The sequence below is a fragment of the Ochrobactrum sp. WV_118_8 genome (assembly GCF_039631535.1).
Taxonomy (GTDB): domain Bacteria; phylum Pseudomonadota; class Alphaproteobacteria; order Rhizobiales; family Rhizobiaceae; genus Brucella; species Brucella anthropi.
In genome coordinates, this window is the sequence record NZ_JBDIUZ010000002.1 from 733,796 (window position 1) to 760,440 (window position 26,645).

The following is a 26,645-nucleotide window of genomic DNA, read 5'->3' on the forward strand; positions in this document are numbered from 1 at the left end:
CGCTCAATGAGCGCTGGAAATGCCATAACCGTCAGTAGACATCGCGTTGTTGCCCGCATCGACGGTAAATATGCCGACCGCCATGAATACAATCGCGGAAACCATCAGGACGGTGAGAAGAGCGGCATGCTTGGCGGTCATATTCGGAAACTCTTTCGACGGTGGCCGGATAAAGTTCGGTAGACGAGCCGCCACTTGAGAGCATGGCGATCAGCCTTGCTCATTCGGTTGCTGCCCGGGGAGACGGCGTTCAGTTACACCCGAAAAAAGTTACCCGCAACTGAACGGTTCCAGCCAAGCCACCGCTTTTCTCTTGAAAAACCGAATTGGTTGAACGCTGTGGCAAAGCGGCAACGCGATACTTCGACTTAAGGTTAAGACGCAGTTACGAGGCCTCTAGATTTGGTTTACCCACGCCTTGGCTAATGCAGCACCTGCGGCATCCGCCTGTGCTCCGAACTTCTTTGCAAGCTCTGGATATTGTATCGCCCAATCCGGCGCGAAACCCGCGATCAGTTCGCTTAGCTGGTCATTCCACTCGGCCACAAGCTGCGTGTTCGCCTCGAAATGGAATTGCGTGCCATAGACTGCACGTCCAATGCGATAAGCCTGATGAGGTGTCATATCGCTTATCGCCATATGCAAAGCTTGCTTCGGAAGCGAAAACGTATCGCGATGCCAATGAAAGATTGGAAAGATGTCACCCGCGGCAGACAAGACCGGATCGCTTTTACCCTCCTCGGTAAGCCGAATTTCTTGCCAGCCGAACTCCATCGGGCGATCCAGAATATTCTCCCCACCATAAGCACGAGCCACGAGCTGGCTGCCCAGACAAATGCCGAGAACGGCCTTATCATGATCGCCAAACCGGCGTATAAGCTCGAGCAAATGGGGGAAGTAAGGACATTCGGCGTCGGCAAGCGCATTCTGCTCGCCGCCAAGAACGATCAAGGCTTGATAGCCATTGTCATCGGAGGGTAATGAATCGCCGTTGTAGGGATGACGCAGATCAATCGAATGCCCAGCATTCACCAGTATTGGCTCGATCTGTCCCAATCCGGACCCATCGTAGTTCTGGACAACCAGCACACCCATGAGAAATCCCCAACCGCTTTTGTCTTTGCTAACATGGAAAAAGCCCGGACGACAGCCGGGCCTTTAAATCAGTTCACCACCGAAACGCTGACCGTTCGGCCAGCAACGAGATGGACACTGTCCGGCACCTCTTCAAGTTTCACACGCACTGGCACACGTTGTGCCAGACGCACCCAGTTGAAGGTCGGCGAAACATTCGCAAGCAAGCTGGAAGAATCGCTACGCTCACGATCTTCAATACCTCCAGCGATGCCTTCAACCTTTCCTTTGAGTTGCACTTTGCTGCCCATGATATCGACCACTACCGGGTCACCAATCTGGATACGCTCGAGTTTGTTCTCTTCAAAATAGCCAGAAACGTAGAACGAGTCCGTATCCACCAAGGCAGTCACTGCTGAGCCTGCGGAGACGTAATCACCCGGCTGAAGCGAGAAGTTGGTAATCACACCGTTGACGGGCGCTTTTACCGACGATCTATCGAGATTGAGTGCTGCAAGATCGCGATCCAGTTGCGCCTGCCGATAGGAAGCTTCCGCTTGCTGGGCCGTCGTTTCAATCTGCTCCAGTTTCTGGCGTGTCACGGTCGTGTCGTTAAGCTGGCGATAGCGGACCAGATCGCGGTTTGCCATATCAAGTGCCGCCTTGCTGCTATCAACCTTTGCTTCCGTTGTTTGCAGGGCGAGCTTGTAACGGGCCTGATCGATGCGAAAGATAACGTCGCCCTGATGAACAGTCGCATTGTCGTGGACGAGCACTTCGCCAACAAGGCCCGAGACATCCGGTGCAACACGCACGACATCGGCACGAATTTTGCCATCGCGTGTCCATGGCGCGTTCATGTAGTAATCCCACAAATGCCAACCGAGGAGCCCTGCCATCGTAACCATGACGACGGTTACAAAGACACGGCCTGAATGTGCAAAGAGCTTTTTCATAGCGGTATTCCATTGAGAATGACGGCGGCAACACCGAGAATACAAAAATACATCGCAGCATCGAACAAAGGCCGATGCCAGACGAAACGATAAAGGCGTGCCCGCGCCAAAAGGCGTTGCATGACCGTATTTGCAAAATAAGCGCCAAGCGCCAGCACGCCGAGGGTCGGAATGTAAATTCCGTAGATATCGAGTTCAGGTTGCATCACAAATCACATCGTTGTCTTAGGCTGCTTGCGGGAGTTCCATGAGTGGACGCGGCGGCAAGGCAAAAGGTGGCGCTTTCGGAAACAGATTGAAGCGAAGGGCGACCAGCGCCATTCGCGTACGTTTGGCTATTGCTGGCGATCCGCTCTCGATAATGGTAGTGATTGCCGCATCAATGGAGGCGAGCAGGTTTCTGTCGATTTCACCTGCCTCCTGTGGCTTGTTGGCCAAGGCTCGGTAATGCGCGCCAACACCATCCAGCACTTCATCGACAGCTGGCCGACAGTTTTCGGGCAGTTTGGAGCGGTATTGCTGGAGATCGATCGTGTTCATGCCGTTTCGCAGATCGCGCAACAGATCGACCTTCGCGACATCTGCCGCCGGGACCAGCGCGAGACGCGGGGTCATCATGCCGATACGGTCGATCATCCGGAGCAAAAGGCGATTCATGCGCTGGCGACGATGACGTCCGGGGCGCCGTTCAGCAGCAAGTGCAATATCGTTCCAACCCGCCTTGATCAGGCGGCGCACGCTCCATTCAGCACCGACAGACCGGACAATTGAAGTCACTACGGCAGCGATTACGATCCCCACTACGGTGGCCAGATTGGCATTGGCAAAACTGACAAAATCGTGGGTCAGATGGCCCTGCAGCATGAGCATGTTCGGCAAGTTCACGCAGAGCACCATGCCGAGCAAAAATTGCGAAGGAATGGCAAGCAGCAAGCCTGCCGGGATGAGGAACAGTCCCAGCACCAGAACCAGCGGGAAGAACCCATCCACAAGTGGCAGCAACGCAAACTCAAAAATGAAGGCGGCAACGATGACAATCAAAAGCAGCCAGTTGAACTTGCGCATGACCGGTACCGGATCATCCATGGTTGCGAAGATGCAGCAAAAAATACCGGCCATCATGGCTGCAGCACTGCCTTGAGACCAGCCGCTCGCAATCCAGAATGCGGTCGCTACACAAGTTGCCAGAAAGGCGGAAAAGCCAGAGAGAAGCGCCATGCCGTAATCACGATGCATGGGGCGGGCCTTTAGGTGTGCGTCGTAGCGACGCCACCGCAGGGCATGCCGTGAACCGGACACAATGTCCTGACGCAATGTGATGCAATCGCTCCATATCTGCACCAGATCGCGAACGCGCGCAGCCACATTGAACGGCAGCAATTCACCCCAACTTGTCGCATCCTTCCCATGCCGGTCGATTTCGTCGATCAACTGCAAGAAAACAGCACGGCGTTCCTCTGTCAGGTTTTCGCCGCTCTCGATCCAGTCACAGGCCTCGTCCAACAGTTTCTGCACCGCTGGATGCCAGGACTTTTCATTTTCACCAGGCTTCATAGCCAGCACATCGTGCAAGCTTGATATGATCGGAAGAACAGCCACCATACGCTGCTGCAAAACGTGAAGCTGCGTTCCGACATTTCTGATTGATGAAGTGTCATAGGCAACATGCGTCGTCAGATTGCGCAGCTCGAGCGCATCGGCTGCAAGACGCTGGCGATCCCGAAGAAATTCAGGTGTAGCACCTTCCCCCCGCATGCTTGCCAGCGCCAGCTTTGAACCGTCACGCAGCCAATTATCGATACGACTGACGAGCACCGGGCCGCTGTGACGTGGAAAAACAAGTCGATTGACGACAGCAGCGCAAATGATCCCGATTGCGATCTCTTCCACACGACCCACGGCATAGTCGAAAGTCGTTTCAGGCACGGAAACAACGGCAAAACTCGCGATAGCCACCGTATAGCCAGCCAGCATGAACAAATAACTGCGCGGCGTACCATCGAGCAGGCTGATCGCAAGGCAGAGGCCCATCCAAAGACCGATCGCCAGCGTCAGTATTTCAGGAGAATTGACCAGATGCGGCACGAACAGAATGGTCACTGCTCCGCCGATAATCGTACCGATCAGACGGTAAAAACCCTTTGATGTCGTCGCACCTGAGAGCGGATGCGCAACAATATAGACAGCCGCAATGGACCAGTAAGGATTGGGCAAATTGGCCATCAGGCCGATCCACAGCGCAAGCATGGCTGCAGCGAAAGTCTTCAGTGAAAAGACCACGTCCCAGAACTTCGGAGTTGTTTCGACTGGCTTCGTCATGGCTGTGAGGGCACCGGTTGAATGCATCGCATCTTTCCGGTCGCGCGACCGATCAGAAAGATTGTGTTTGAAACTTCTCATTCAGCTTGCGCAGCACTTCCATGGCAATGTCGACCGCATCGGAATCGAAATCACCAAGGAAAATGGCGCGAAGACGGGCAGCAGACTTTTCCACCTTGGCGGCAAGGGCGCGACCGTCCTCTGTCAGTTGAATGAGCTTGACGCGACGATCAGCATCGTCGGCAACCCGCTGGATCAGGCCATCCTTCTCCAACTCGTCGACAACCCGGACAATCGTTGCTCCCTCGATACCGACCCGTTCGGCCAGCACACCTTGGGGAATACGATCTCCGTGCCGCAACAGGATCATCAGCGGTATGGCTTTCGCGTCGGAAAGACCATGTTCCGCCATCGCTGCATCGAAAGCTTTCCGCCATCCTCTGGCGGTGCTTGCAAGAAGCGGTGCGAATTCGACCCAAGTTTGTTTCATCACATCAATTCCATTCAAATAGATAGCTTCATACCTATATGGATACAATCTAATTAAATGCAACTGCCATGATGTTTCCCATCAATTGTTTGTGTAGGAATGCTAATTAATTGTCTCTTGATGCATTACCAAAGCGCTTGACCGCCGCCCCTGCCCTCTGCCATCGATGCTGTCATGCGCGCAAACTACAAAATGCAGAGACTATATGTTGAAAACGACCTCGACGACGGCGACCAGATTGAGGTCGCCCCGCAGGCCGCACATTATCTCACCCACGTCCTTCGCTTGAAGGATGGCGATGAAATTCTCGCCTTCAATGGACGCCACGGCGAATGGAAATCACGGCTGAAGCCGGAGGGTAAAAAGCGTCTGTTCCTCATGCCCTTCGAACAGACGCGCCCGCAGCCTTTAGCGAGTGATCTTGTTTATTGCTTCGCCCCTCTGAAACAGGGGCGGCTGGACTATATGGTCCAGAAAGCTGTCGAGATGGGCGCAGGTATACTGCAACCTGTCATCACACAGCACACGCAGGTACCAAAGCTGGGGGCCGATCGCATCAAGGCCAATGCGATAGAAGCTGCGGAACAGTGCGGCGTACTTTCCATACCGGAATGTTGTGAGGCCATTCGCTTTGACCGCTTCATTGAGCAGTGGGACAAATCCCGACATTTGATCTTCTGCGATGAAGGGTACGAATCGGACGATCCGTTGACCATCTTGCAGAAAATGGCGCCCGGCCCTGTCGCGTTGTTGATTGGTCCCGAAGGTGGCTTCTCAGAAGACGAACGTCAAACGCTCCGAAATCTCCCCTTCGTGACAGCTATTCCGCTCGGCCCTCGAATCCTGCGTGCCGACACAGCTGCTGTCGCTGCGATGGCTCTGGTACAATCTGTGCTCGGAGACTGGCGGAATGCAGGATGACGTTCTCGAAATCTGACGTTCAATGGAATTGACTTGCGTGATTTGACAAATTTGTCCAATCACGCTGAAAAGCGAAAAATAGGCTAGGGATAGACTGCATGGCGCGCGATACAACTGACGAAACGGCACTGACGGGCGTTGAACAACTGGCGAACTATCTGGCTGGCGGATGCAAGCCCAAGGATGCCTGGCGTATCGGCACCGAGCATGAGAAATTTCCATTTTACACAGCCGATAACAGTCCTGTTCCCTATGAGGGGCCGCGCGGTATCAAAGCCATACTCGAAGGCATGCAGGCCACGCTTGGTTGGGAGCCTATTATCGATGAAGGCAATATCATCGGCTTGGTAGAGCCAACCGGACAGGGCGCCATTTCGCTGGAACCCGGAGGCCAGTTTGAGCTTTCCGGGGCACCGCTTTCAACCATTCACCAGACGTGTCGTGAAGTGAATGCGCATCTGTCCCAGGTCCGCGAAATTGCCGAGCCTCTGGGCATCCAATTTTTAGGTGTTGGTGGCAGTCCAAAATGGACCTTGGCTGAAACACCTGTCATGCCGAAATCACGCTACAAGATCATGACCAACTATATGCCAAAAGTCGGGCATGAAGGTCTGGACATGATGTACCGCACGTCGACCATTCAGGTTAATCTCGACTTCAGCTCGGAACGCGACATGCGCCGCAAGATGCAGGTTTCGATGAAGCTGCAATCTGTGGCCACCGCACTTTTCGCCAGCTCCCCATTCACCGAAGGCAAGCCAAACCACCTTTTGTCGTGGCGCTCGAATATCTGGCGCGATACCGATAACCAGCGTTCGGGCGTGCTGCCGTTCGTCTTCTCGGAGAACTTCGGTTTTGCCGATTATGTCGAATGGGCGCTTGATATACCGATGTACTTCATCCTGCGCGACGGCCATTATCACGACTGTACGCATGTCACGTTCCGTCAGTTCATGAATGGTGCGCTGAAAGGTGAAGTGAGCGACCCGGTTCCCAATATGGGTGACTGGACCAATCACCTTTCCACGCTTTTCCCCGAAGTCCGTCTGAAACGCTTCCTTGAAATGCGGGGAGCCGATGGAGGTCCGTGGCGCCGTATCTGTGCGCTTCCAGCCTACTGGGTCGGCCTGCTTTATGATGAAGAGGCACTGACTGCTGCCGAGCTTCTCACCAAGGATTGGACTTACGAAGAGGTCCTTGCCCTTCGTAACGAGGTTCCCGCTAAAGCTTTGAACACGACCTTCCGGGGCAAGCCGCTGGAACAGGTCGCTCGTGAGACTTTGAAAATCTCCCGGCTCGGTCTTTTGAATCGCAACAAGCTCAACAGCGAAGGCCATGACGAAACGCATTTCCTTGCACCGCTTGAAGAAATCGTAGCAGCAGGCGTCACGGATGCCGAGCGCATGCTGAAGGCATATAACAGCGTATGGGCAGGGTCGGTCGATCCAATCTTTCTCGAATATGCCTATTGAGCATTGAGCCGCAAAACACATCCAACAAAAAGGGCGCGGATACCGCGCCCTTTTTGTTTTAGTCAGCTTGTGACCTGCTGGCCTTTGCTCGGATCGGGTATCACGACAATCGTGCTGCCATCGCGTACATTATTGTAAAGATCAATCACATCTTGATTGAGCATGCGAATGCACCCCGACGACACGGCTTTACCGATGCTCCATGCTTCCGGCGATCCGTGAATGCGATAGAGCGTATCGCGCCCATCCTTGTGAATATACATCGCTCTCGCACCCAGCGGATTCTTGATACCAGGGGGCATCCCGCCATTGGCGATGCTGTAAGGCTCCAGCGCAGGTTGACGTGCAACCATCTCATCCGGCGGCGTCCAGCGCGGCCATTGGCGCTTATAAGCGATCTTGGCGCGTCCGGCCCATGCAAAACCATCGCGCCCGACACCGATACCGTAGCGCATGGCCCGCCCATTGCCGAGTACATGGTAGAGATACTTGTTCGGCGTATCGACGATAACAGTGCCTCTGACTTCGTCCGTTGGATAATCCACTTCCTGCCGCCAGAATTTTGGATCAACCTTGCTCGTATCGACAGCCGGGATCGGGAACTGTTCTTCCGGCAGCGCCTGGTACATCAGCGGCACAGGTCGCGACGGTGCAGGTTCAGGCAGTTTTTTCACCGGTTGAGGTGGCTGTTGCGTCGTGGAAACACAGCCCGACAACGCAACCGCGCTTACACCTATAAGAAAGCCGCGACGGCTGAAAGCAGCCTTCGCAAAGCCATTTGTGAGGTCGTCCTGGGATTTTTTACGCGACATCCTAAATCTCTAACAATGACAGATGCGCGAGAAAAAGACGTCCAAGCTTAAGCCAGCCTTAAGGCCAAACAATCTCAGCAGAAAACGGAAAACACAGCGACTGACTGTTGCTAAAATAACGATCCCTGATTGCCAGAGCCGGGAGACTGAACCTTTTTTGTTTGTACAAGCTTTGCGGGCTCGCTCTCGTCCTCATCACCCGCAACGACTGCAACGTCACCATCGCGAAACCGAATAGACAATGCATCGCCAGCCGATACGGATCCAGCCTGCTTCACCGGTTTCCCTTCTTCATCGAAGACAACCGCAAAACCGCGCTCTAGAATGCTTTCATAAGAAAGCGTGCGCATAAGACGCTCCAGTTCCTGCCCGCGCCGTTTAGCTCGTTCAATGAGAAGACGGACGGCTTGATCGCGACGACGATCCAGCTGTTCTATTGCAACGCTCGTAAGTTTTGTTCGCCGCAGTATCGGCTCCGCCGAAAGGCGATTTGCCCGATGAATGAAAGCTGTTCTTCGTTCGCGCAGGAATGCCTCGAGCGCACGAGGCAGTCTTTGTCCAAGAGCGGAAACATCGCGCTGCAGTTCCGTAAACCGGCGTTGAAGGAGACGCGGCGATAACTGTCGCGCATGACCGTCAAAGTGGACCCGCTTCTTTTGCGTGTTGACGAACAGAGCCCGCGTGAGGCGCGCAGCGGCTTCATCGAAACGCCGACGCGGTAAAGCCAGCAACTGGTCAGCCGACGGAAGAGCACGCGCTGCCGAACGATGTGCTTGTCGTTTCAGATCGATAAAGCGTGACATGGCCGACGAAAGTCGCGCGGATTGCCCCGCCAGCGCTGCCAGAAGATCTTCCTTTACAGGCACCGCCATTTCCGCCGCGCCTGTTGGCGTGGGAGCACGAATGTCGGCTGCAAGATCAATCAAGGTCCAGTCGGTTTCATGACCGACCGCAGAAATTACCGGTATATGCGATGTAGCAACGGCACGAACGACGATTTCGTCATTGAAGCCCCAAAGGTCTTCCAGACTGCCGCCCCCGCGCGCCACGATCAGCACATCCGGCCTCGGAATATTCCCTTCGTCGGGCAAAGCGTTGAAACCGTGCACCGCAGCTGCCACCTCAGGTCCACTTGTCTCGCCCTGCACACGCACAGGCCAGACAATGACATGCAGCGGATAGCGATCTGCGATCCGGTGAATGATGTCCCGAATGACGGCACCGGTCGGAGAAGTCACCACTCCGATCACACGGGGCATAAAGGGCAAGAGTTGTTTTACGGCAGGATCGAACAGTCCTTCCGAAGCCAGCCGCTGCTTACGCTCCTCCAGAAGCGCCATCAGCGCGCCCGCACCGGCGGGCTCCATCTGTTCGATGACGATCTGATATTTCGATGAGCCCGGATAGGTCGTGAGTTTGCCTGTAGCAATGACTTCCATCCCCTCTTCGGGAAGGAAGCGGAGACGACTCATCGAACCGCGCCAGATGACGGCTTCAAGACGCGCGCGATCATCTTTCAATGCGAAATAGGCATGCCCCGACGAATGCGGACCTCTATAGCCGGAAATTTCGCCGCGCACGCGCACATGCCCGAACGTATCCTCAACCGTGCGCTTTAACGCGCCGGAAATCTCGGAAACGCTATACTCGGCAACATTAGACGATGCGCCGGTAAAACTCGAATCGGAACCCATGCTCATCCCATCATAGGCAACCAGGTGACATGGCTGGTCAAGAAGCCATGCGGCTATTTACGGTGTCGTCACCAGCCTGGCAGCAATTCGTTGGCTCGCACCCTCCTCGTACGAACTGCCGGAAACGGTGAAATTTCCGCCGAAGCCATCGCGCCGGGCTGCGGTGACGATATATTGTCTAGACTTTCAATAATATGCTGCGCAAGTGCGTCGACGACGGCATTCTGTTTTGTATGGCCGCGCATGATGCCAATACCGAACTCCGGCAGCATTCCAAACCCGTCTGCTTCACCAAGGACCCGCATACCGGGACGCAGTGCACATTCCGGAAGAACTGAGACCGCAAGGCCGGAGAGAACCGCCGCCGCCAGAACGGTCGCTGACCAGCTTGTGATGATGATGCGATAATCTCGTCTGGCCGCTTCCAGCACATCGATGGCTGCATGTCGCCAGATACAGGTCGGGCGCCCGACAGCAAGCGGCAGGACAGCCTCTTCATGCACAGCATGATTGGCAGAAGTCACCCAAAGCAATGGCTCCGTTCGAACAACTTCCGAGCGACGTTTGTCATCGCACTGGGTGACAAGAGCAATATCCAGTGTTCCGCGGCGGATCATCTCGTCCAGATTGACGGTCGGTTCGCACACAACCGACAATTCGACGCGCGGGTTTGATCGCGCAAAACGCGCCATGATTTCCGGCAAAAACCGATCGGCATAATCGTCCGGCGTACCGATACGCACGTGGCCTTCCAGTTGAGTGTCATCAAACGCAGCGATGGTTTCACCATTGAGCTGCATCATGCGGCGTGCATAAAGCAGAAGCCGCTCGCCCTCTTCAGTAAGACGATTGATCCGTCCATCACGTTCAAATAACGGTTTACCAATACGCTCTTCCAGCCGGCGCATCTGCATGGAAACAGCGGATTGCGTCTTGAAAACAGCATCGGCTGCCCGCGTAAAACTGCCCGCATCCGCTATCGCTATGAAGGTCTGCAACTGATCGAGATCCAGAGGCGTGCTCATCGGCGTCATCCATCATTATTATTGAAGAATTACATTAAAAACATTCGTTGGAACAATCAATTCGATTGTTGGATAAAGCCGCCATCGTAAAGGAAAAGGAGCCGCGAAAGCGAATGACCCTGACGATAAGGATCACTTAGCCCCGCCAGATCAAAGGAGAGCGGACATGACAGCGACAAGCAAGATAACGACAACGCATTTACCTGCAATAAGCGGACAAACCTCCACGTTCGTGCAGATGGTAAAGACCGTATTTACGTCGATCATGCGTCGCTGGACGTTTTCCAATGGTCGACGGCAAGTGCTGAACCTGAGCAGCTTTGACGACCACATGCTGCGCGATATCGGACTTCGCCGTGAGGATATTTACACGGCAGCTCATTATCGCGGCACGGAAGACCCTACGCGGGTTCTGAGTGAGCTGGCAGACGCTCGGTTGCAGATCAAGGCTACACGCCTGATCTGCTGAACCAACATCTCTTCGGGTAAGTAAGGCGCAGCCTTTTTAAGCCCGCAGACAAATCATCTGGCAGGTGCCACCTTCACATACCGGGTCCCCTCCCGGTCAGCCTGCCTCTTGCCCGGCCGCTCCTCCGCTGGCCGGGCTTTTTTTATGCGCCGGCTTCCAGAAACCATTCCTCAGCGCATCAATTTGCAGCGACCCTATCGCATGAAATCAGCAATTGCTGGATAACTTAAATCGCTTTGATTTTTTTCGAAGAAAAGTATTGCGTTCGGTGTTTGAGTTCGCTAGATGGAAGCCGTCGCGGATGAGCTGATGCTTTACCGCGCTTGCAGGCCTCCAGATCGAAGGCATTTGCATATTCCTGCTGGGGAATAGTTTAAGGGTAGAACAGCGGACTCTGACTCCGCTAGTCTTGGTTCGAATCCAGGTTCCCCAGCCAATACTTTCTTCAATAAAATCAATGTGATAGACAGCAAGTTGGGACACTTCCTGGCTTTTTTCGTGTCGCGTTTAGCGGCAATCAGCTTCCAGTACTTGGCTTAGATATCGTAACTCGCATTGAAAGTTCTCAGAACGGGACACGTACCGGATCGAACATTACAAAAAATTCAGGTTCCACTCTTGAACTTGGCAAAACCATACACATTTGAAGAAATGCAGCGCCGGGCCCCTCTGGTCATGGCTACCGCTATGGCGATGTCGGGGCTGCTCCACTTGTTCAAATGGAGATGGTCCGGCGATGGATTCGCTTATTGTAGCCCTTTCGGGCGATTTTCTTGGCACACCTGTATATTTCTGGGCGGCGTTTATCGTCGTCGTCGTCGGCTTGCTTGTCTTCGACCTCGGCATTCTCCATCGTGACGAACACGAGATCGAAGCCAAGGAAAGCCTCCTGCTTTATGGCTTTTATGTTCTGATCGCACTCGCCTTCGGTGGCTGGGTGTGGTGGCAGCGCGGAGCGGAATCCGGCCTGGAATTTTATACCGGCTATCTGATCGAACAGAGTCTTGCGATGGACAACATGTTTGTTATCGCAACGATCTTCGGCTTTCTTGGCATCCCTCGTCTTTACCAGCATCGTGTTTTGTTCTGGGGTATTCTCGGCGTTATCGCCTTCCGGGCAATCCTGATCGGACTTGGTGCAGCCCTTGTGCACGAGTTCAACTGGATTCTGTTCCTCTTTGGCGCGTTTCTCGTTTTCACCGGCTTCAAGATGTTCGGCCATCAGGACGAGACGCCCGACATCGAGCAGAACGCTGTCTTCAAGTTCCTTCGTCGCCGGTTCAATATCACCCGCGAATTGCATGGTCGCAACTTCACGGTCAAACAGCCACACCCTAAAACCGGCAAGATGGTCACCTGGTTGACCCCTTTGGCGGTCGCGCTCATCATGGTGGAAACTGTCGATCTGATCTTTGCAGTCGACTCTGTCCCCGCCGTCTTCGCAGTCACTCAGGACACGTTTATCGTCTACACTTCGAACATCTTTGCCGTTCTGGGCTTGCGCGCGCTCTATTTCGCGCTGGCTGCGGCGATGAACCGGTTCCGCTATCTACAGGTTTCGCTTGCTATCATTCTCGTGCTGATCGGCATCAAGATTTTCCTCGTACCGCTGGGCGTTCACATCAACACGCTGCTGTCGCTTGTCGTAACGCTGGCTATCCTCGCAAGCGGCGTGCTTTATTCGCTGTATAAAACCCGTAACGAACCGGACATGAGCGTCGAGGACCTCGCCAAGCAGCAACATACAGAGAACTGATTGAAAGCAGTTTTGATAACAAAGGGTCGGCCATATGTGCCGACCTTTTTCATCTGATCGCGGTGTAATTTATTGAATGCACTTTCTTCGCATACCGGGCCATATCGAGCCTAAAACACCACCCTTTTGGTGAAGCTGCATCTCAACTCACAGATGATATACTAAGCTTCAATGGGCGATCATTCGAGAGCAAGTCGCGGAAGGCGAAGTTGAACTCCTTATTGCTTGGCGCACTGGTATTCTTCATCCTGATATTGGCGACTATGCTTGGCATGTTCGCTCGATCACGTTTGCCCGAGCATCATCTCAACTCCGAGTCCAAGGATGTCATACGCCTTGCCACCGCTGTTGTCGGAACACTTTCCGCTCTCGCTCTCGGACTTCTGATTGCTTCGGCAAAATCCGATTATGACAATGCGCAAGCCGAGATGAAGACATCGGCAGCCCGCATTGTTCTCCTGGACCGGATCATGGCCCGCTATGGTCCTGAAACGGAGCATCCACGTGCCGTACTCAAGCAAATAATCCAGAAACGTCTCGATCGGGCATGGAATGCTGAGCGAGCCGATGAGCTGTCCAATGGAGCTTTGCCGGAGTTCAAGGATATTGAGGATATTCAGGACAGTCTGCGCGCTTTGAACCCGAAGGACGCCGCGCAAGGCTCTCTCCAAACACGCGCGCTTGAAGTCAGCGGCATGATTGCAGAAGGTCACTGGCAATTGGTGGAAACGACAGATGAAGGGCTGCCTGTCCCATTTCTCATCGTGCTGATTTCATGGCTGGCGCTTTTATTCGCAACTTTTGGCCTACAGGCCCCGCTAAACAGCACTGTCATACTGATAATAATCGTATGCTCATTGTCCGTTGCCGGCGCGATTTTCGTGATTTCGGATATGGCGAGCCCCTATGCCGGACTGATCCACATTTCCGAAACTCCGCTTCGCACTGCACTGGATCGTCTCGGCGCACCATAATGAATTGCATGCTCTACAACGCCACGAAGTGCTGCGGCGATACCTCTCGATATTCGCGCAAAGGCACAACGAAATCCGCGGGACGGATTGGGCTTTTGAGTTCTCCCGTTTCGCTTGAAAGCTTCACCCGGCGTCGGTCAGGATCAGGAACCGGAACAGCCGCCATCAGCTTGCGTGTGTAATCATGTTGAGGGTTCTCAAATACCGCCGATCTCGGTCCGATTTCTACGATCTCGCCCAGATACATGACGGCCACACGATGGCTTACACGCTCAACGACGGCCATATCGTGTGAGATAAACAGAAACGCCAGATCGAGACTTTGTTGAAGATCGAGCATGAGATTGATGACCTGCGCCTTGATCGAGACGTCGAGCGCCGACACACTCTCATCTGCCACGATGACTTTAGGTTTCAAGGCAAGCGCGCGGGCGATACAGATACGCTGCCTTTGCCCGCCAGAGAATTCATGCGGATAGCGCTTTGCCATATCAGGCGTGAGGCCAACTTTCTCCAGCATGTCTGCAACAACATCCTTCGCGTCCCGCACACTCCCCAGCCGGTGTTCAATGTAGGGTTCCGCGATCGCGGCACCCACTGTCATGCGCGGGTTCAACGATGCATAGGGATCCTGAAAGATCATCTGAACCGACCGTCGCATCTCGCGCATAGCCTGTTTGTCGAGGGACAGAATGTTTCGGCCTTCAACCAGAACTTCACCGGAATCCGGTTCGCTCAGCCGCATGATGGCACGGCCGGTCGTCGATTTCCCACACCCACTCTCGCCAACCAGCGAAAGGGTTTCGCCCTTGCGAAGATCGAAGGACACGTTTTCCACGGCATGAACACGCCCGCTCAGGCGAGACATAAAGCCCGAATAAATCTCGAAGCGCTTTGTAAGGCCTTTTACTTCCAACACGGGTACATCGATCTTGTCGACCGTATCCGCCACCTCGACTGGCGTTTCCGAAAGGCCAGTCGCATTGTCTACTATCGGAAACCGCAGAGGACGTTGATAGCCCTGCATTGAACCCAGTACAGGAACCGCCGACAAAAGTGCTCGCGTATAAGGATGCTGGCTCTGCCGGAAAATATCGGCAGTCTGCCCTGTCTCGACCTGCTTTCCCCGAAACATGACGACCGTACGATCCGATATTTCGGCCACCACGCCCATGTCATGCGTGATGAAAAGAACGGACGTGCCCTCTTCTTCCTGCAATGTCTTGATAAGATCGAGTATCTGCCCCTGAATGGTTACATCCAATGCCGTTGTCGGTTCGTCGGCGATCAGCAGTTTGGGTCTCGACGCCAGAGCCATCGCGATCATGACACGCTGACGCATACCGCCTGAAAAGCGATGCGGATATTCATCGAAGCGGGAAGCAGCCGACGGGATACGGACCTTTTCAAGCAAGCGGATCGTTTCAACACGCGCATCTGCCTTCGACATTTGCGAATGGCAGAGCAATGCTTCCGAGATCTGGTCTCCGATTGTGAAGAGCGGGTTGAGGCTGGTCATCGGCTCTTGAAAGATCATGGAGATTTCATTGCCGCGTATCCGGCGCATTTCCTCTTCCGGGAGCGTCAGAAGCTCCAGATCTCCCAACCTGATACTGCCTTCGGTGCGGCTCGTATCCTTCTGCAGAAGCCGCATGATCGACAGCGAGGTTACGCTCTTGCCCGAGCCGGATTCCCCGACGATTGCCACGGTTTCTCCGGGGTGGACATCGAAGGAAACGTCATCGACAACAGGCTTCCAGACACCATCGACCAGAAAAGAAGTGGTCAGTCCTTGAACGGATAGAACAGGTTCGTGTTTTCCAACCGTCGCTATTTTCTCAGACGTCATGATGTTCCTCCGCTTTACTCAGACTCTTCCGATTATCAATCCGGCCAACGCAGCAAACCGTCGAAACGATGTCTGCTTCGGTCCTCAAAAGGAGTGGCGATAATCTCATTAGACGCCCGGGCTTTATCGAGCTCCTCACCAAGACGCTGCGCAACAACGGTTTCCTGACCGGGATGAAGATTACAGGGATCGAGATAGAAATAGTTGTGCTCTACCTCATGGTCACGTGTGATGATCGGTGGGTTCCCTCGCGCAAGAGCGGTTACCAAATCCCAGGCCGTGATGTGGGCATCAGTAGCTGATACAATTACTCGCAGGCGGTCGAGCGGGTTGTTGGTCGGATCTGGTTCGATCAGAGCCGTGATACCGGGGCGACCATCCAGCGTCTTCTTCCACAGTTCCAGATATCCGGTTTCCCTCTCGCGAATTCCAGCATGGTCACGCTTTTCCCACGCTTCCAGCGCTGCCATGACGCCGTAAATGCTCTCTTTGCCGACTTTCATGCCTCGCCCGATGCCAAGATTCTGCAGGAAAGCATTACGGACAAGTTCCTTCCTGCCTGCAACGATGCCGGAGGTCGGGCCGCCCAGAAACTTGTGTCCCGAATAGATTGCGATATCTGCGCCCTTTTCCAGAAACAGCTTCAGGTCATATTCAGATGCAGCATCCACGATCACGGGCACGCCCTTGGCATGCGCGATCTCGACAAACTCGCTGAGATGCAGAAGGCCGTAGTCCACGACATGATGCGATACGACATAAATCGCCGCAGCCGTCTTTTCGGTAATCGCATGTTCCATGTGATAACGGTGGGTCGATGTTGCCTGTCCGATCAGGACGACTTTGCCTCCCGCAAGCCGGATTGCCTGATCGACCGGCGCGCCGTAGCTGACCACGTGACCGGTCTGCACCAGAACTTCGTTCTTTTCCGGCGCGATATCCGGCAATCGTTCAATCGCTAGGAGGTTGTTGCCTGTCATAGCTCCGGCAACGGCAAGCGTAATGCCTGATGAGCAGGACGCGGTGACGAATCCAGCTTCACCTCCTGTCAATCGTGCGATCACTTCGCTCGCCTTACGCTGCAGATCATTGACCTCGACGAATTGTGGCAGGATGGCCGCCATCGCCTCTACTGCCTCGGGCACAACGATGGATGCACCAAGTGATGTCATCGTACCGGAAACATTGATGACCGGTCGAAGCCCGATCTTGCGGCGAATATCATCGGTCATTTCATTTCTCCCATTTCTTTCGCTGTAACAGGCATGGACGGATATGCCATAATAATGTAATAACTTCTCGAGTTTCACATGGAGCACTTGAGTGAGCGCATCATCACCCACCGTCCACGCCGAAACGTCCCCTGCGGACGACCTTGAAAACAAGTCGACACGCCGCTCGCGCGTGAGCGGCATAGACCGCGCACTGCAGGTGATTGATTATCTTTATGAAACCGGCGCGCCAGCTGGTCCCTATGCGATTGCAAAAGCGATCAAGGCGCCTTTGTCGACGGTCTATGTGACCATCGACGATCTGGTTGAAAAGAACATGCTTGCCCGCAACGCGGATGGTGCAATCTGGCTCGGCGCGCGGCTCTATCACTACGGTCTTGCCTATGCGCGATCGCTTGATTTCATGAGCGTCGCTACGCACGAGATGCATGATCTCTGCCGCGAAGCAAACGAAGCGGTGCAGCTTTGCGGCCGGGATGGCGATCATATGCTTGTTCTGGCCATGGCGGATGGACCAAGCCCGTTTCAGGTTGCCTCGCGAGTCGGCACAAGAGTGCCTTTGAACTGGACCGCGTCGGGTCGCCTTCTGGTCGGTCATTTGGTTGCTAATGAACGGATCGAGCTTTTCAAACGCTGCGCCCGGACTTCTCCAACCGGTCGGGCCGAAATCGACGCCACAAGTCTCTCGGAGGCTGCAGCGAAAGCCTTCGATGAGCGGCTCTCGATCCAGATTGCGGAATCCGACTATGCGGTGGCCTGTATTGCTTCCCCGATCTGCGACCGCGATGGACAATGCGTTGCGACCATTTCCATCGTGCTTCCCGAACAGAAGGTGCTTTCCGACGAAAGCCGCTACACCAGTCAGGTGCGTGCTTCGGCAGCGAAGATCGAAAAGCTGATGGGCTGGCGCAATCATTGACGCTGTCCTAGTCGTTCAGGGCGACGATCGCTTCGATTTCAACCGTGATATTGCCCGGCAATGAACCGAAGCCGACGGCTGAACGCGCATGTTGGCCGGCAGCGCCAAATACTTCGATGAAAAGATCGGAGCAGCCATTGATGACATTGGGGTGCAGTTCGAAATCTGGCACGGCATTGACCATACCCAATAGCTTCACGACCCGCTTGACACGGGAAAGGTCACCAAGCGCCTCGTGCATGACGGCCAGCAGATTGATACCCGTCAGACGGGCATCCTGATAAGCCTGATCCACGCCGATGTCGCCACCGACTTTACCCGCGCGCAAATGTCCGCTCTCTTCCCGCGGTCCTTGCCCCGAAAGATAGAGGATATTGCCTTCCCGAACATGCGTGACAAAATTCGCGATAGGCGGCGGCGGTGGCGGCAAAGTTATGCCAAGTGAAGCCAGCCGGTCGTAGGGGGAATGCTGTACTTCGGTCGTTTGGGGAGAATGAGACACGAATTTTCCTCATCATTTCGTCACGGGACGTTCCCGCAAATTCAATGCTGCGCCGACAGTGTCAGCGCCACGAATAGCCATGGCTATGACGAACAAGTTTGCGCGCCCGCGGTATATAGCGGCTGGCCGTGATGGCCTCGGCACCGATGACTGCGTAGCGGGGTTCAAAAAGCCTGTTCAGGCGAGACACATCGCCATTGGAATCCGTCGCTTCCAGGTCGGCGTCGACCAGATCAAAGATCGTGAAATCAGCACGTTGCCCAACCGACAGCCGGTTTTCCATCGAGAGCTTAATCACCGACGCCGGATTATGTGTGACGGCTTCGATGACATTTTCAAACGGCATGTTGACCGACAGCAGTTTGGACATGGTTGTCGCCAGGTCCCAAACAGGGAAGTTCATCGAATGGCCATGCAGGTCCGTCGAGATCGAAAATGGAAGGAGACCGCGTTCAATTGCCGCTTCGGCGACCTTGAACGAGAAGGATGCCCCACCATGGCCGATATCCAGCCGGATGCCCTCGCCCGAGCAGCGTTCCGCGAGATTGAAGAGGTCTTCGTCTTCCATGATGCTGGAGCCGGATTTTCCGTTGAAGCAATGCGTGACCACATCGCCTGGCCCAAGGATTTCCAGAACTTCGTCATAGAGCGCGGGCGGTTCGCCCACATGCACCATCATAGGCACTTTGAGTATCTTGGCGATCTTCTTGCCAAGCTTGACCGGCGTAACGCCCCATGACCCGGTTATGACGTGACTGGCCCTGACCTTGATCCCAACAATATGCTCGCTGTTGGCTGCGTAGCATTCGAGAATACGGTCGAGATCAATGTCCTTGATGTCTCGCAGTTCCGGAACCCGGTTGCAGGCAACAAGGCCGATTGAACCGAGATTGAGGAAGGCTTTGATCCGTTCCTTGGACGGCTCGATGATATATTCCCGGAAGCCATGGAAATTGGCCTCTCCCGCCGAACCGGCATCGACGAGCGTTGTCACTCCTCGTTCAGCGCCGCACTCTGAAGGGCGTATCGAAATATCCGTACCGCCATGCCAGATATGGACATGCAGGTCGACCCAACCCGGCGAAATCCATGCTCCTTTGCCATCGACACGCTCCACATCGGCTGGTGCGTTCAACGACTTGCCGATGGCGCTGATACTACCGTCTTTTCCGACCAGAATATCGGTCGTCGCGTCGGAGTGTTCCACCCCGAAGGCTACCGGTTTGACATTGGTGATAAGAAGCGGCTTCGCCTGTTCACCGGAAATCATATTACAAATCCCTTCGCAGTCTTGGATCGAGCATGTCGCGTAGTCCATCCCCCACCATCTGGAGCGAGAGAACAGAAAGAATGATGGCGAAGCCGGGGAAGTAGGTCATCCAGTCGGCCTGACCGATGTATTGGCGTCCTGCCGCAATCATGGTTCCCCAGGTTGGAATCTCGGGGCTTACGCCGAGACCAAGGAAAGAGAGCCCCGCTTCGGCGAGCATTGCGCTCGCAAAAAGGAAAGTGCACTGCACGATGATGGGTGAGATCAGATTTCTCAGCACGTGCCGCGTCATGATGTGGAATGTCGAAATTCCAAGCGATTGGGCTGCTTCGACATAGGGCAGCTCACGGATCACCAGCGTTGAGGCGCGCACAATGCGCGCCAGCCTCGGTGCGTAAACAACAGACAGCGCAACGATGACCGTCGCCAGCGACGGGCCGAGCGCCGCGACCAGCGCAATGGCCAGCAGAATGTCGGGGAATGCCATCATCGCGTCGATCAGGCGAGCGATCGGCGTATCCAGACGCTGAAAGAAGCCTGCAAGCAATCCGAGCGTAACCCCTATGATCGCCGACAGGACAACGACCGCCGCGCCCACCATAAGTGACAGCCGTCCGGCATAGATCGTGCGAGAAAAGACATCGCGCCCGAACTCATCCGTACCGAACCAGAACATCTCGCTCGGTGGCTTGAGCCGGTTGACGATAGAAAGCTTCGACGGTGAATAAGGCGCGATCCAGGGTGCCAGCAGCGCGAGGATAGCGAAGACGGCAAGCACAATGATGCCTGCCGCCACCGTCTTGCGTTTGAACAGCCGACGGATGAACAAAGCGCGTTCCGAAGGGGCTTTTTGCGTGGTCGTAACAAGATCGGCCATCAGTAGCGAACCCTCGGATCTACGAACAGATAGAGCATGTCGATGATGAAATTGATCAGGACATAGAGCCCCGCGATGACGAGCAGCGCGCCCTGAATTACCGGGTAATCCCGTCGAAGGACCGCAGACACGACAAGATTGCCAACCCCCGGCAGGCCGAACACCGTTTCTGTCACCACGGCTCCGGAGATCAGAACGGCTGCGGTGAGACCGACGACTGTAAGGATAGGGATAAGCGCATTCTTCAATGCGTGCTTCATGATCACGCGCCGCTCGATCAACCCCTTTGCGCGCGCCGTGCGGATGTAATCGTCACCAAGAACATCAAGCATTGAGGCGCGCGTGAAACGCAGGATCAGAGCGGAGGAAACCAGCCCCAGCGCGATGGCTGGCAGGATCAGATGGTACATTCGATCGATGAAGCTCGAACCCGGCCCGCCATAGCCGGATACCGGAAACAGGTTCAGCCGGACAGCAAAAAACTGCATGAGGATGAGACCGAGCCAGAAGCTCGGTATGCTCGCTGCAAGCATAGCAACCGTTGTCGCCGCCTGATCGACAAAGGAACCGCGCCGATAAGCTGCATAAACTCCAACCGGCAGGGCAATGATGCAGGCAATCAGAAGCGAAAGAACGGTCAGAAAGAAGGTCGGCTCAGCCCGGTCGAGCAATGCTGCACCAACCGGCATGTTGAGGAAGATCGACTGGCCGAGATCGCCCTTCAGTAGCTGACCGATGTAGTAGAAGTATTGGATGACCAGCGACTGATCGAGTCCGAGTCGAGCGCGCAGATCGGCAATGTCCTGCGCCGATGCGTCCGGCCCAAGCATGACGGCGGCAGGATCGCCGGGCGTCACACGAACGATCACGAATACGATCGTTACGACCAGAAACATGACGACAGCCATACCGACAAACCGCTGAAGGATGTAGCGCACCATGCGATCAGATTCTCCAGATTGAACCATTCAGCGAATGCCGACCGGAAGGACGGCATTCGCCTTGCCGGAAGTTACTTCTTCAACGAAGCATTCCAGAAGTAAGGCCACGGCGCTGGCTCGACGCCCTCCAGCTTGGTGGACATCGCTGCAACGGCATTGAAGTCGCCGATCTTGATCAGGGGCAGTTCGTCATAGATGGTCTTCTGAACGTCCGCCCACAGCGCAACGCGCTTTTCCGGATTGGATTCGGACGTGAAAGCATCGACTACAGTTTTACGCGCTGGCGTGTCCCACCAACCCGGCGAACTGGTCGACAGAGAGCCCATCAAAGCAGGCTCGGGCAGGAAGGGGCTGTGCGTTATGTAGATATCCCAGAGCTTGGGATCTGCGCGGCGCTGTGTCAGCGTCGCCCAATCGACAACCTGCAAATCCACTGTAAAACCGGCAAGTTTCAGATATTCGGCAGCCACCTGCGCCATCTTGTAATGGAACTCGTACTGGCGGCTGGTCAGAATACGCAGCGGCTCGCCGTTGTAGCCAGCGGCCTTCAATTCTTCCGCTGCAGCTTCCGGCTGGGCCACATTGTAGTTCCCTTCGACGCCAGCTTCTGTATTCCAGACGAAATTGGACGGATAGAAAGCGCCGTCCAATGCATAGAATTCCGTGCTGCCAAATGCCGCTGCAAGCATGTCTTCCATGCTCAACGCATGTGTCACGGCCTTTCGGACCGGCAGTTTCGACGCCACACCTTCCTTGGTGTTGAAAACAAAGACAGGATAGCCGAAGGGCTTGAGAAGCAATGGCTGGGAAGCTGTCGAAGACTTGATCTTGTCAAATGATTCAACCGGAATGGAATCGACATAATCATACTGTCCGGAAACCGCTGCCTCGACACGGGTGTTAGCATCCGGGACTGACACGAAGCGGATTTCGTCTAGATATTGATGGCGTGCGCCACCGTAACCATCACTCTCACCGTCGCGCGACTTGTATCCGTCGAAACGCACGAGCTGAATATACTGATCAGCCTTTCGCTCCTTGAGCATATAGGGACCGGTACCGATAAATTCATTCATCGGCTCAGCCTGTTTTTCTGACGGTATGATGATCGCCGCAGAGTTGTTGAAGGCAAGCAGAGAGGTCAATGGCGCATAAGGCTGCTTGAGCGTTATCGTCACTGTGGCCGGATCGGTCGCCGCGATATTATCGATAAAGGCCGACGCCTGCTTTCCGCGCGAAGCGAGCTTCGTCCAGCGCTCCAGCGACGCAACCACGTCTTCCGACGTCATGTCGCTACCGTCATGGAACTTGATGCCGGAACGCAGCTTGATCGTATAGGTTTTTCCATCCGCGCTGATTTCAGGCAGGCTTTCTGCCAGCAATGGCGTCGGCTTCCATTCCTTGTCGAACGTATAGAGCGTTTCGAAGATATGCTGCGTGACGATACCCACAAGATCGGCAGTGGATACCATCGGGTCAAGCGTCGGCGGCTCGCCAATGGTCGCGACATTGATGACACCACCCTTGTCCTGAGCCAGCGAAACGCCGGGACTGAAGATCATGGCAGAAGCCAGAAGGAGTGCTAATTTGATCCGCAAGGCAGAACCCCCATTTTTGATTTGTTCCACAATTATGTTATATAGGCTTTTATAAAAGAATAACCGAGAACTTGGAGGTGTCAATCCATCAAAGCACATCGACTGGAAATCTTCCGTCGATAACGATGGAATGCTCATACTATGTGGGCATTTCGGATTTTATGGGTGGCAGCACCAAAGCTGTGTCGATATGAGTGCGCCATGACACGCAAAGGCCAGGGCTATCTCTTCACACTTCTCGCGGTTACCATTTTTGCAACGCAGGATGGTATTTCGAAGTATCTTGGCACCCATTATTCGCCGATCCTCATAACGATGATCCGCTATTGGGTCTTTGCAGCCTTCGTCCTCCTGCTTGCAATCCGCTCCGGAGGCATTGCCAAGGCCGCAGCAACGAAACGTCCCTTTTTACAGGTTTTTCGCGGCATCCTGCTTGCTGCTGAAATCGTTACATTCATATTCGCCCTCAGTCGCGCGGGCATGGCAACGGCACAATCGATCTTTCAGGGCGCACCGCTATTGGTGACCATGCTCTCCGTGCCCTTCCTTGGCGAAAAGGTTGGCTGGAGACGTTGGACTGCAATTATTGTCGGGTTGATCGGTGTTCTGCTGATTATCAATCCAGTGAACGCTACATTCGACGCAAGCCTGCTTCTGCCCGTGGCGGCGATGATCATGTTCGCCGTTTACGCGGTTGCGACACGCGCCGTCAGCAAGAGCGACGATGCCATGACCAGCTTCTTCTACACCGGCATAGCAGGCGCTGTTGCCCTCACATTTGTCGGCAGTTTCTATCTCATGCCTATTGCCAGAAGCGACTGGCTCTGGATGGCAGCCCTTTGTGCCTGCGGTATCGCAAGCCATTATTTCCTCATCCGTGCCTACAACATTCTGGAGGCAGGAGAAGTACAACCGCTTACCTATCTGCAGCTCGTTATCGGCGCGTGTATCGCAGTCACAGTGTTCCACGAGCAATTGACATGGAACATCATTGCCGGTGCGGTCATCGTCGTCAGCGCCGGATTGTTCTCGGTCTTCCGCGAGCGGCAGCTTGGCAAAAGAAATCCACCCGCGCTTGGATAGGTTTCAATTCTCAATGCCTGATATACCGACGAGTCAGAGATTTCGAGTACTTTCCATCAAATCGGCTCCAATCACTGACCCATCGACAGGGCTCACGGGCTTGACAAATTAAACTTGATAATTTAATTCATGTTTTGACCTCTACTGGTCGCGTAGACTTCCAGCCGGCGCTTGACCTATTGAGAGCGCCGGTCTTTTTATGTCTTGTGCAAAACAAGCGCGGTCGAGTGGAACAGTCATGACGCAGCCAATAAGCTATATCGAAACCGATTGCGCGATAGCGGGTGGTGGGCCAGCAGGAATGATGCTGGGACTTTTGCTTGCACGCGCTGGTGTGAACGTGACCGTTCTCGAAAAGCATCCAGATTTTCTGCGTGATTTTCGCGGGGACACAATTCACCCGTCCACGCTTCAAGTCATGCATGAACTCGGCTTGCTGGACGGTCTTCTCGACTTGCCCCATACCAAGGCGCATCGGCTACATGCGGAGATTGGCGGCAAGGACATCACGATAGCCGATTTTTCGAGAATTCCCGCTCAGTGTCGTTTCATCGCTTTCATGCCGCAATGGGAATTTCTGAATTACATTGCACGCGAAGCTGCGAAATATTCAAACTTCAGGCTCCTTATGCCTGCAAGTGTGATCAATCTGACCGAGAAGGACGGAAGTGTCACCGGCCTCGTCGCGACAACACCAGCTGAAACCATAAATATCAATGCCAAACTTGTTGTGGGTGCGGACGGAAGAAACTCCGTGGTGCGCACAAAAGCCGGTCTGGAGGTCGAAAGTTTTGGCTCGCCAAGCGAAATTCTCTGGATGAAGCTGTCGCACGCTCCCAATGACCCACCCTATACGATGGGCCATGGCGGCCCTCGACAGGGTTTCGTCATGATCGATCGCGGTGACTACTGGCAATGCGGTTATGTACTCCGCAAACAGACCTTTGCCGATGTCAGGCAGGGAGGACTCGATGCACTTCGCAAGGCAGTTGCAGAAGTCTCTCCATTGCCTCCTGACCGAATGAACGAAATAGGCACATGGGATGACATTCATCTCTTGAGCGTACGCATCGACCGACTTAGAACGTGGTGGAAACCGGGGCTTCTGTGTATCGGCGATGCCGCCCATGCCATGTCGCCAATTGGTGGCTTTGGGGTCAATCTCGCCATTCAGGATGCTGTTGCAGCAGCCAATATTCTGGCCGCTCCGCTCAGGGATAACCAAACTTTGGAACCGTATCTCCTAGCAGTCGAAGCCCGACGTCGCTTTCCCACAAAGGCAACGCAGAAACTGCAACTGATGATGCGCAGTGATCGTCGCAAGCGTGAAACGAACAATACCAGACGCGATGGGCCACCCGCCTTTATGCGTCACCTCGCACGCTGGCCCATTCTTGCACATCTTGCGGGCAGGTTGATCGGTGTCGGCTTCCGCCCGGAGCATGTCAGGAACAACTGAACGGCTGAGTTTCAGTCCATATCGTCAAGTTCGTCGTGAATACCGGCGACGATCTCAAGTCGCTGTTGCGCCGATTTCCCCGCATATGAAGCATAGGTCAACGCCAGAAGCCGGATGGCGCTGCTGACGGCGGTATAAGATGCGCCCAATCCGATACTGTCTACATGACACGGAAGAACAACACGCGCGTAACGCTGTGCCTCAAAAACAGATCCTCGGTCCGTAATGGTCACGATATTCAACCGGCTCGTCACGGCATAACCCAGAATTTGTTTCAGCAATGCCCGATGCGGTGGCAATGTGATCAGCAGCAACACATCCTTCGGACCAGTCATGGCCAGATCCTCAGCCCATGACCCCTGGTTGATGCCCAGGAGCATCACGCTGTGGCGCAGCCTTGAAAACAGAAGCCGCGCGTAGCGCGCAAACCCTTCCTCGTCACCAAGCCCGATCACCCAGACACGCGGTGCTTCTGCAATAAGTTCAGCAGCTTCGCGCATCTTGTCGGAGCGAAGCGCCTCGAACGTCCGGGTAATATTGGCGATCTCCAGATCGAGATGTGCGCTGATGGTACGCACCAGCGGCACTTCTTCGTCAACCGTACTCGAATATTCAAAAGGTTCGGTACGGTTACGCTCCTCACGCGCCTGAAGTTTCACTTCATTGAAATCGGCATAGCCCAGATGTTGAAAGAAGCGAGCTGTGGTCGCCTTGGATACGCCGGCCATCTCCGCGATTTCGGTAGCGGAATGAATCAGAATGTCGTCCTCGCGCTCGAGAACGAGCTGCGCGATTTTCTGCTCGCCTGCCGTAAGTTTTGCGTAGCGCTCCTGTATGCGCAGTACCAGACGTGAAGCCATGTGCGTTTATTCCGAATCTCTCTGTGCACTAAAAAAGCTTATCATCGCCTCTTGCAATACTGAAACATTTGTTTCATTGATAGTGAAACATTG

The 26,645-nt window shown here is 54.5% G+C and carries 25 protein-coding genes and 1 tRNA gene; 9 read left to right on the forward strand and 17 right to left on the reverse strand.

Going from position 1 to position 26,645, the window contains the following annotated elements; translation table 11 throughout:
• Window positions 1–3: 3 nt before the first annotated feature.
• The 6 genes from ABDF71_RS17490 to ABDF71_RS17515 form a co-directional block, all read right to left on the reverse strand.
• Entirely contained in the window at window positions 4–141 is a 138-nt protein-coding gene (locus tag ABDF71_RS17490; protein ID WP_010660970.1) for a hypothetical protein, read from the reverse strand.
• 255 nt (window positions 142–396) lie between these two features.
• Window positions 397–1,095 (reverse strand): type 1 glutamine amidotransferase, encoded by a 699-nt coding sequence (locus ABDF71_RS17495; RefSeq protein WP_151615876.1) that lies wholly within the window; start codon window positions 1,093–1,095, stop codon window positions 397–399.
• Window positions 1,096–1,163: 68 nt separating this feature from the next.
• Window positions 1,164–2,030, reverse strand: coding sequence for an efflux RND transporter periplasmic adaptor subunit (locus ABDF71_RS17500; protein ID WP_011982727.1), 867 nt, complete (start codon window positions 2,028–2,030; stop codon window positions 1,164–1,166).
• Entirely contained in the window at window positions 2,027–2,236 is a 210-nt protein-coding gene (locus ABDF71_RS17505; protein ID WP_010660967.1) for a DUF1656 domain-containing protein, read from the reverse strand. The genes ABDF71_RS17500 and ABDF71_RS17505 overlap by 4 nt, the downstream gene beginning before the upstream one ends.
• A 19-nt stretch (window positions 2,237–2,255) precedes the next feature.
• Window positions 2,256–4,349: an FUSC family protein gene (locus ABDF71_RS17510; protein ID WP_258124563.1), complete on the reverse strand. Its 2,094-nt coding sequence runs from the start codon at window positions 4,347–4,349 to the stop codon at window positions 2,256–2,258.
• A gap of 52 nt (window positions 4,350–4,401) precedes the next feature.
• A complete protein-coding gene (locus tag ABDF71_RS17515; RefSeq protein WP_010660965.1) occupies window positions 4,402–4,839 on the reverse strand; it encodes a MarR family winged helix-turn-helix transcriptional regulator in 438 nt (145 codons plus the stop codon).
• A 174-nt stretch (window positions 4,840–5,013) separates the two neighbouring features.
• Here ABDF71_RS17515 and ABDF71_RS17520 point away from each other — a divergent pair, with 174 nt between their 5' ends.
• Both ABDF71_RS17520 and ABDF71_RS17525 read left to right on the forward strand, forming a co-directional pair.
• Window positions 5,014–5,760, forward strand: a complete 747-nt coding sequence (locus ABDF71_RS17520; RefSeq protein ID WP_010660964.1) for a 16S rRNA (uracil(1498)-N(3))-methyltransferase — start codon at window positions 5,014–5,016, stop codon at window positions 5,758–5,760.
• Between the two features lie 98 nt (window positions 5,761–5,858).
• On the forward strand, window positions 5,859–7,232 hold the full coding sequence (locus ABDF71_RS17525) for a glutamate--cysteine ligase (RefSeq protein ID WP_029928008.1): 1,374 nt from the start codon (window positions 5,859–5,861) through the stop codon (window positions 7,230–7,232).
• A gap of 62 nt (window positions 7,233–7,294) precedes the next feature.
• On the opposite strand, the gene ABDF71_RS17530 is transcribed toward ABDF71_RS17525, so the two are convergent.
• The 3 genes from ABDF71_RS17530 to ABDF71_RS17540 form a co-directional block, all read right to left on the reverse strand.
• Window positions 7,295–8,044, reverse strand: a complete 750-nt coding sequence (locus tag ABDF71_RS17530; RefSeq protein ID WP_010660962.1) for a L,D-transpeptidase — start codon at window positions 8,042–8,044, stop codon at window positions 7,295–7,297.
• A 110-nt stretch (window positions 8,045–8,154) separates the two neighbouring features.
• On the reverse strand, window positions 8,155–9,738 hold the full coding sequence (xseA, locus tag ABDF71_RS17535) for an exodeoxyribonuclease VII large subunit (RefSeq protein WP_258124467.1): 1,584 nt from the start codon (window positions 9,736–9,738) through the stop codon (window positions 8,155–8,157).
• Window positions 9,739–9,806: 68 nt separating this feature from the next.
• Window positions 9,807–10,763, reverse strand: coding sequence for a LysR substrate-binding domain-containing protein (locus tag ABDF71_RS17540; protein WP_036578458.1), 957 nt, complete (start codon window positions 10,761–10,763; stop codon window positions 9,807–9,809).
• Window positions 10,764–10,929: 166 nt separating this feature from the next.
• On the opposite strand from ABDF71_RS17540, the gene ABDF71_RS17545 reads away from it, so the two are divergent.
• The 4 genes from ABDF71_RS17545 to ABDF71_RS17560 all read left to right on the forward strand — a co-directional run bounded on the left by ABDF71_RS17545 (window position 10,930) and on the right by ABDF71_RS17560 (window position 13,962).
• Window positions 10,930–11,232 (forward strand): DUF1127 domain-containing protein, encoded by a 303-nt coding sequence (locus tag ABDF71_RS17545; RefSeq protein WP_010660959.1) that lies wholly within the window; start codon window positions 10,930–10,932, stop codon window positions 11,230–11,232.
• Window positions 11,233–11,594: 362 nt separating this feature from the next.
• A tRNA-Gln gene (locus tag ABDF71_RS17550) sits at window positions 11,595–11,668 on the forward strand.
• A 300-nt stretch (window positions 11,669–11,968) separates the two neighbouring features.
• On the forward strand, window positions 11,969–12,988 hold the full coding sequence (locus ABDF71_RS17555) for a TerC family protein (RefSeq protein WP_010660957.1): 1,020 nt from the start codon (window positions 11,969–11,971) through the stop codon (window positions 12,986–12,988).
• Between the two features lie 209 nt (window positions 12,989–13,197).
• Window positions 13,198–13,962 carry a bestrophin-like domain gene (locus ABDF71_RS17560; RefSeq protein WP_029376213.1) on the forward strand — a complete coding sequence of 255 codons (765 nt, stop codon included), beginning with the start codon at window positions 13,198–13,200 and terminating at the stop codon, window positions 13,960–13,962.
• 13 nt (window positions 13,963–13,975) lie between these two features.
• Here the strand turns inward: ABDF71_RS17560 and ABDF71_RS17565 are convergent, their stop codons facing one another.
• Both ABDF71_RS17565 and ABDF71_RS17570 read right to left on the reverse strand, forming a co-directional pair.
• On the reverse strand, window positions 13,976–15,811 hold the full coding sequence (locus tag ABDF71_RS17565; RefSeq protein ID WP_258124468.1) for an ABC transporter ATP-binding protein: 1,836 nt from the start codon (window positions 15,809–15,811) through the stop codon (window positions 13,976–13,978).
• A 35-nt stretch (window positions 15,812–15,846) separates the two neighbouring features.
• Entirely contained in the window at window positions 15,847–17,043 is a 1,197-nt protein-coding gene (locus tag ABDF71_RS17570; protein ID WP_258124469.1) for an aminotransferase class V-fold PLP-dependent enzyme, read from the reverse strand.
• Between the two features lie 91 nt (window positions 17,044–17,134).
• Here ABDF71_RS17570 and ABDF71_RS17575 point away from each other — a divergent pair, with 91 nt between their 5' ends.
• Window positions 17,135–17,962, forward strand: a complete 828-nt coding sequence (locus ABDF71_RS17575; RefSeq protein ID WP_258124470.1) for an IclR family transcriptional regulator — start codon at window positions 17,135–17,137, stop codon at window positions 17,960–17,962.
• 7 nt (window positions 17,963–17,969) lie between these two features.
• Here the strand turns inward: ABDF71_RS17575 and ABDF71_RS17580 are convergent, their stop codons facing one another.
• The 5 genes from ABDF71_RS17580 to ABDF71_RS17600 all read right to left on the reverse strand — a co-directional run bounded on the left by ABDF71_RS17580 (window position 17,970) and on the right by ABDF71_RS17600 (window position 23,114).
• Complete coding sequence (locus ABDF71_RS17580; protein WP_036577528.1) at window positions 17,970–18,464, reverse strand: RidA family protein; 495 nt, start codon at window positions 18,462–18,464, stop codon at window positions 17,970–17,972.
• Window positions 18,465–18,525: 61 nt separating this feature from the next.
• Entirely contained in the window at window positions 18,526–19,734 is a 1,209-nt protein-coding gene (locus ABDF71_RS17585) for an amidohydrolase/deacetylase family metallohydrolase (RefSeq protein ID WP_011982716.1), read from the reverse strand.
• 1 nt (window position 19,735) lies between these two features.
• Window positions 19,736–20,611 (reverse strand): ABC transporter permease, encoded by an 876-nt coding sequence (locus ABDF71_RS17590; protein ID WP_010660950.1) that lies wholly within the window; start codon window positions 20,609–20,611, stop codon window positions 19,736–19,738.
• Window positions 20,611–21,552, reverse strand: a complete 942-nt coding sequence (locus tag ABDF71_RS17595; protein WP_010660949.1) for an ABC transporter permease — start codon at window positions 21,550–21,552, stop codon at window positions 20,611–20,613. The genes ABDF71_RS17590 and ABDF71_RS17595 overlap by 1 nt, the downstream gene beginning before the upstream one ends.
• 71 nt (window positions 21,553–21,623) lie before the next feature.
• Entirely contained in the window at window positions 21,624–23,114 is a 1,491-nt protein-coding gene (locus ABDF71_RS17600) for an ABC transporter substrate-binding protein (RefSeq protein WP_373418748.1), read from the reverse strand.
• Window positions 23,115–23,351: 237 nt separating this feature from the next.
• Here ABDF71_RS17600 and ABDF71_RS17605 point away from each other — a divergent pair, with 237 nt between their 5' ends.
• Both ABDF71_RS17605 and ABDF71_RS17610 read left to right on the forward strand, forming a co-directional pair.
• Complete coding sequence (locus ABDF71_RS17605; protein ID WP_036577523.1) at window positions 23,352–24,233, forward strand: DMT family transporter; 882 nt, start codon at window positions 23,352–23,354, stop codon at window positions 24,231–24,233.
• A gap of 238 nt (window positions 24,234–24,471) precedes the next feature.
• A complete protein-coding gene (locus ABDF71_RS17610) occupies window positions 24,472–25,692 on the forward strand; it encodes an FAD-dependent oxidoreductase (RefSeq protein ID WP_194531689.1) in 1,221 nt (406 codons plus the stop codon).
• 11 nt (window positions 25,693–25,703) lie between these two features.
• Here ABDF71_RS17610 and ABDF71_RS17615 read toward each other — a convergent pair whose 3' ends face one another.
• Entirely contained in the window at window positions 25,704–26,552 is an 849-nt protein-coding gene (locus ABDF71_RS17615; protein WP_036579077.1) for a MurR/RpiR family transcriptional regulator, read from the reverse strand.
• Between the last annotated feature and the right edge of the window lie 93 nt (window positions 26,553–26,645).

Excerpts from the sequence above, each read along its gene's own strand:
- ABDF71_RS17555 (WP_010660957.1), top strand. The coding sequence starts at position 11,969 with ATGGATTCGCTTATTGTAGCCCTTTCGGGCGATTTTCTTGGCACACCT.
- ABDF71_RS17500 (WP_011982727.1), bottom strand. The coding sequence starts at position 2,030 with ATGAAAAAGCTCTTTGCACATTCAGGCCGTGTCTTTGTAACCGTCGTC.
- ABDF71_RS17590 (WP_010660950.1), bottom strand. The coding sequence starts at position 20,611 with ATGGCCGATCTTGTTACGACCACGCAAAAAGCCCCTTCGGAACGCGCT.
- ABDF71_RS17565 (WP_258124468.1), bottom strand. The coding sequence starts at position 15,811 with ATGACGTCTGAGAAAATAGCGACGGTTGGAAAACACGAACCTGTTCTA.
- ABDF71_RS17585 (WP_011982716.1), bottom strand. The coding sequence starts at position 19,734 with ATGATTTCCGGTGAACAGGCGAAGCCGCTTCTTATCACCAATGTCAAA.
- ABDF71_RS17495 (WP_151615876.1), bottom strand. The coding sequence starts at position 1,095 with ATGGGTGTGCTGGTTGTCCAGAACTACGATGGGTCCGGATTGGGACAG.
- xseA (WP_258124467.1), bottom strand. The coding sequence starts at position 9,738 with ATGGGTTCCGATTCGAGTTTTACCGGCGCATCGTCTAATGTTGCCGAG.
- ABDF71_RS17515 (WP_010660965.1), bottom strand. The coding sequence starts at position 4,839 with ATGAAACAAACTTGGGTCGAATTCGCACCGCTTCTTGCAAGCACCGCC.
- ABDF71_RS17530 (WP_010660962.1), bottom strand. The coding sequence starts at position 8,044 with ATGTCGCGTAAAAAATCCCAGGACGACCTCACAAATGGCTTTGCGAAG.
- ABDF71_RS17505 (WP_010660967.1), bottom strand. The coding sequence starts at position 2,236 with ATGCAACCTGAACTCGATATCTACGGAATTTACATTCCGACCCTCGGC.
- ABDF71_RS17610 (WP_194531689.1), top strand. The coding sequence starts at position 24,472 with ATGACGCAGCCAATAAGCTATATCGAAACCGATTGCGCGATAGCGGGT.
- ABDF71_RS17570 (WP_258124469.1), bottom strand. The coding sequence starts at position 17,043 with ATGACCGATGATATTCGCCGCAAGATCGGGCTTCGACCGGTCATCAAT.
- ABDF71_RS17490 (WP_010660970.1), bottom strand. The coding sequence starts at position 141 with ATGACCGCCAAGCATGCCGCTCTTCTCACCGTCCTGATGGTTTCCGCG.
- ABDF71_RS17540 (WP_036578458.1), bottom strand. The coding sequence starts at position 10,763 with ATGAGCACGCCTCTGGATCTCGATCAGTTGCAGACCTTCATAGCGATA.
- ABDF71_RS17520 (WP_010660964.1), top strand. The coding sequence starts at position 5,014 with ATGCGCGCAAACTACAAAATGCAGAGACTATATGTTGAAAACGACCTC.
- ABDF71_RS17510 (WP_258124563.1), bottom strand. The coding sequence starts at position 4,349 with ATGACGAAGCCAGTCGAAACAACTCCGAAGTTCTGGGACGTGGTCTTT.
- ABDF71_RS17615 (WP_036579077.1), bottom strand. The coding sequence starts at position 26,552 with ATGGCTTCACGTCTGGTACTGCGCATACAGGAGCGCTACGCAAAACTT.
- ABDF71_RS17545 (WP_010660959.1), top strand. The coding sequence starts at position 10,930 with ATGACAGCGACAAGCAAGATAACGACAACGCATTTACCTGCAATAAGC.
- ABDF71_RS17600 (WP_373418748.1), bottom strand. The coding sequence starts at position 23,114 with ATGATCTTCAGTCCCGGCGTTTCGCTGGCTCAGGACAAGGGTGGTGTC.
- ABDF71_RS17595 (WP_010660949.1), bottom strand. The coding sequence starts at position 21,552 with ATGGTGCGCTACATCCTTCAGCGGTTTGTCGGTATGGCTGTCGTCATG.
- ABDF71_RS17525 (WP_029928008.1), top strand. The coding sequence starts at position 5,859 with ATGGCGCGCGATACAACTGACGAAACGGCACTGACGGGCGTTGAACAA.
- ABDF71_RS17605 (WP_036577523.1), top strand. The coding sequence starts at position 23,352 with ATGACACGCAAAGGCCAGGGCTATCTCTTCACACTTCTCGCGGTTACC.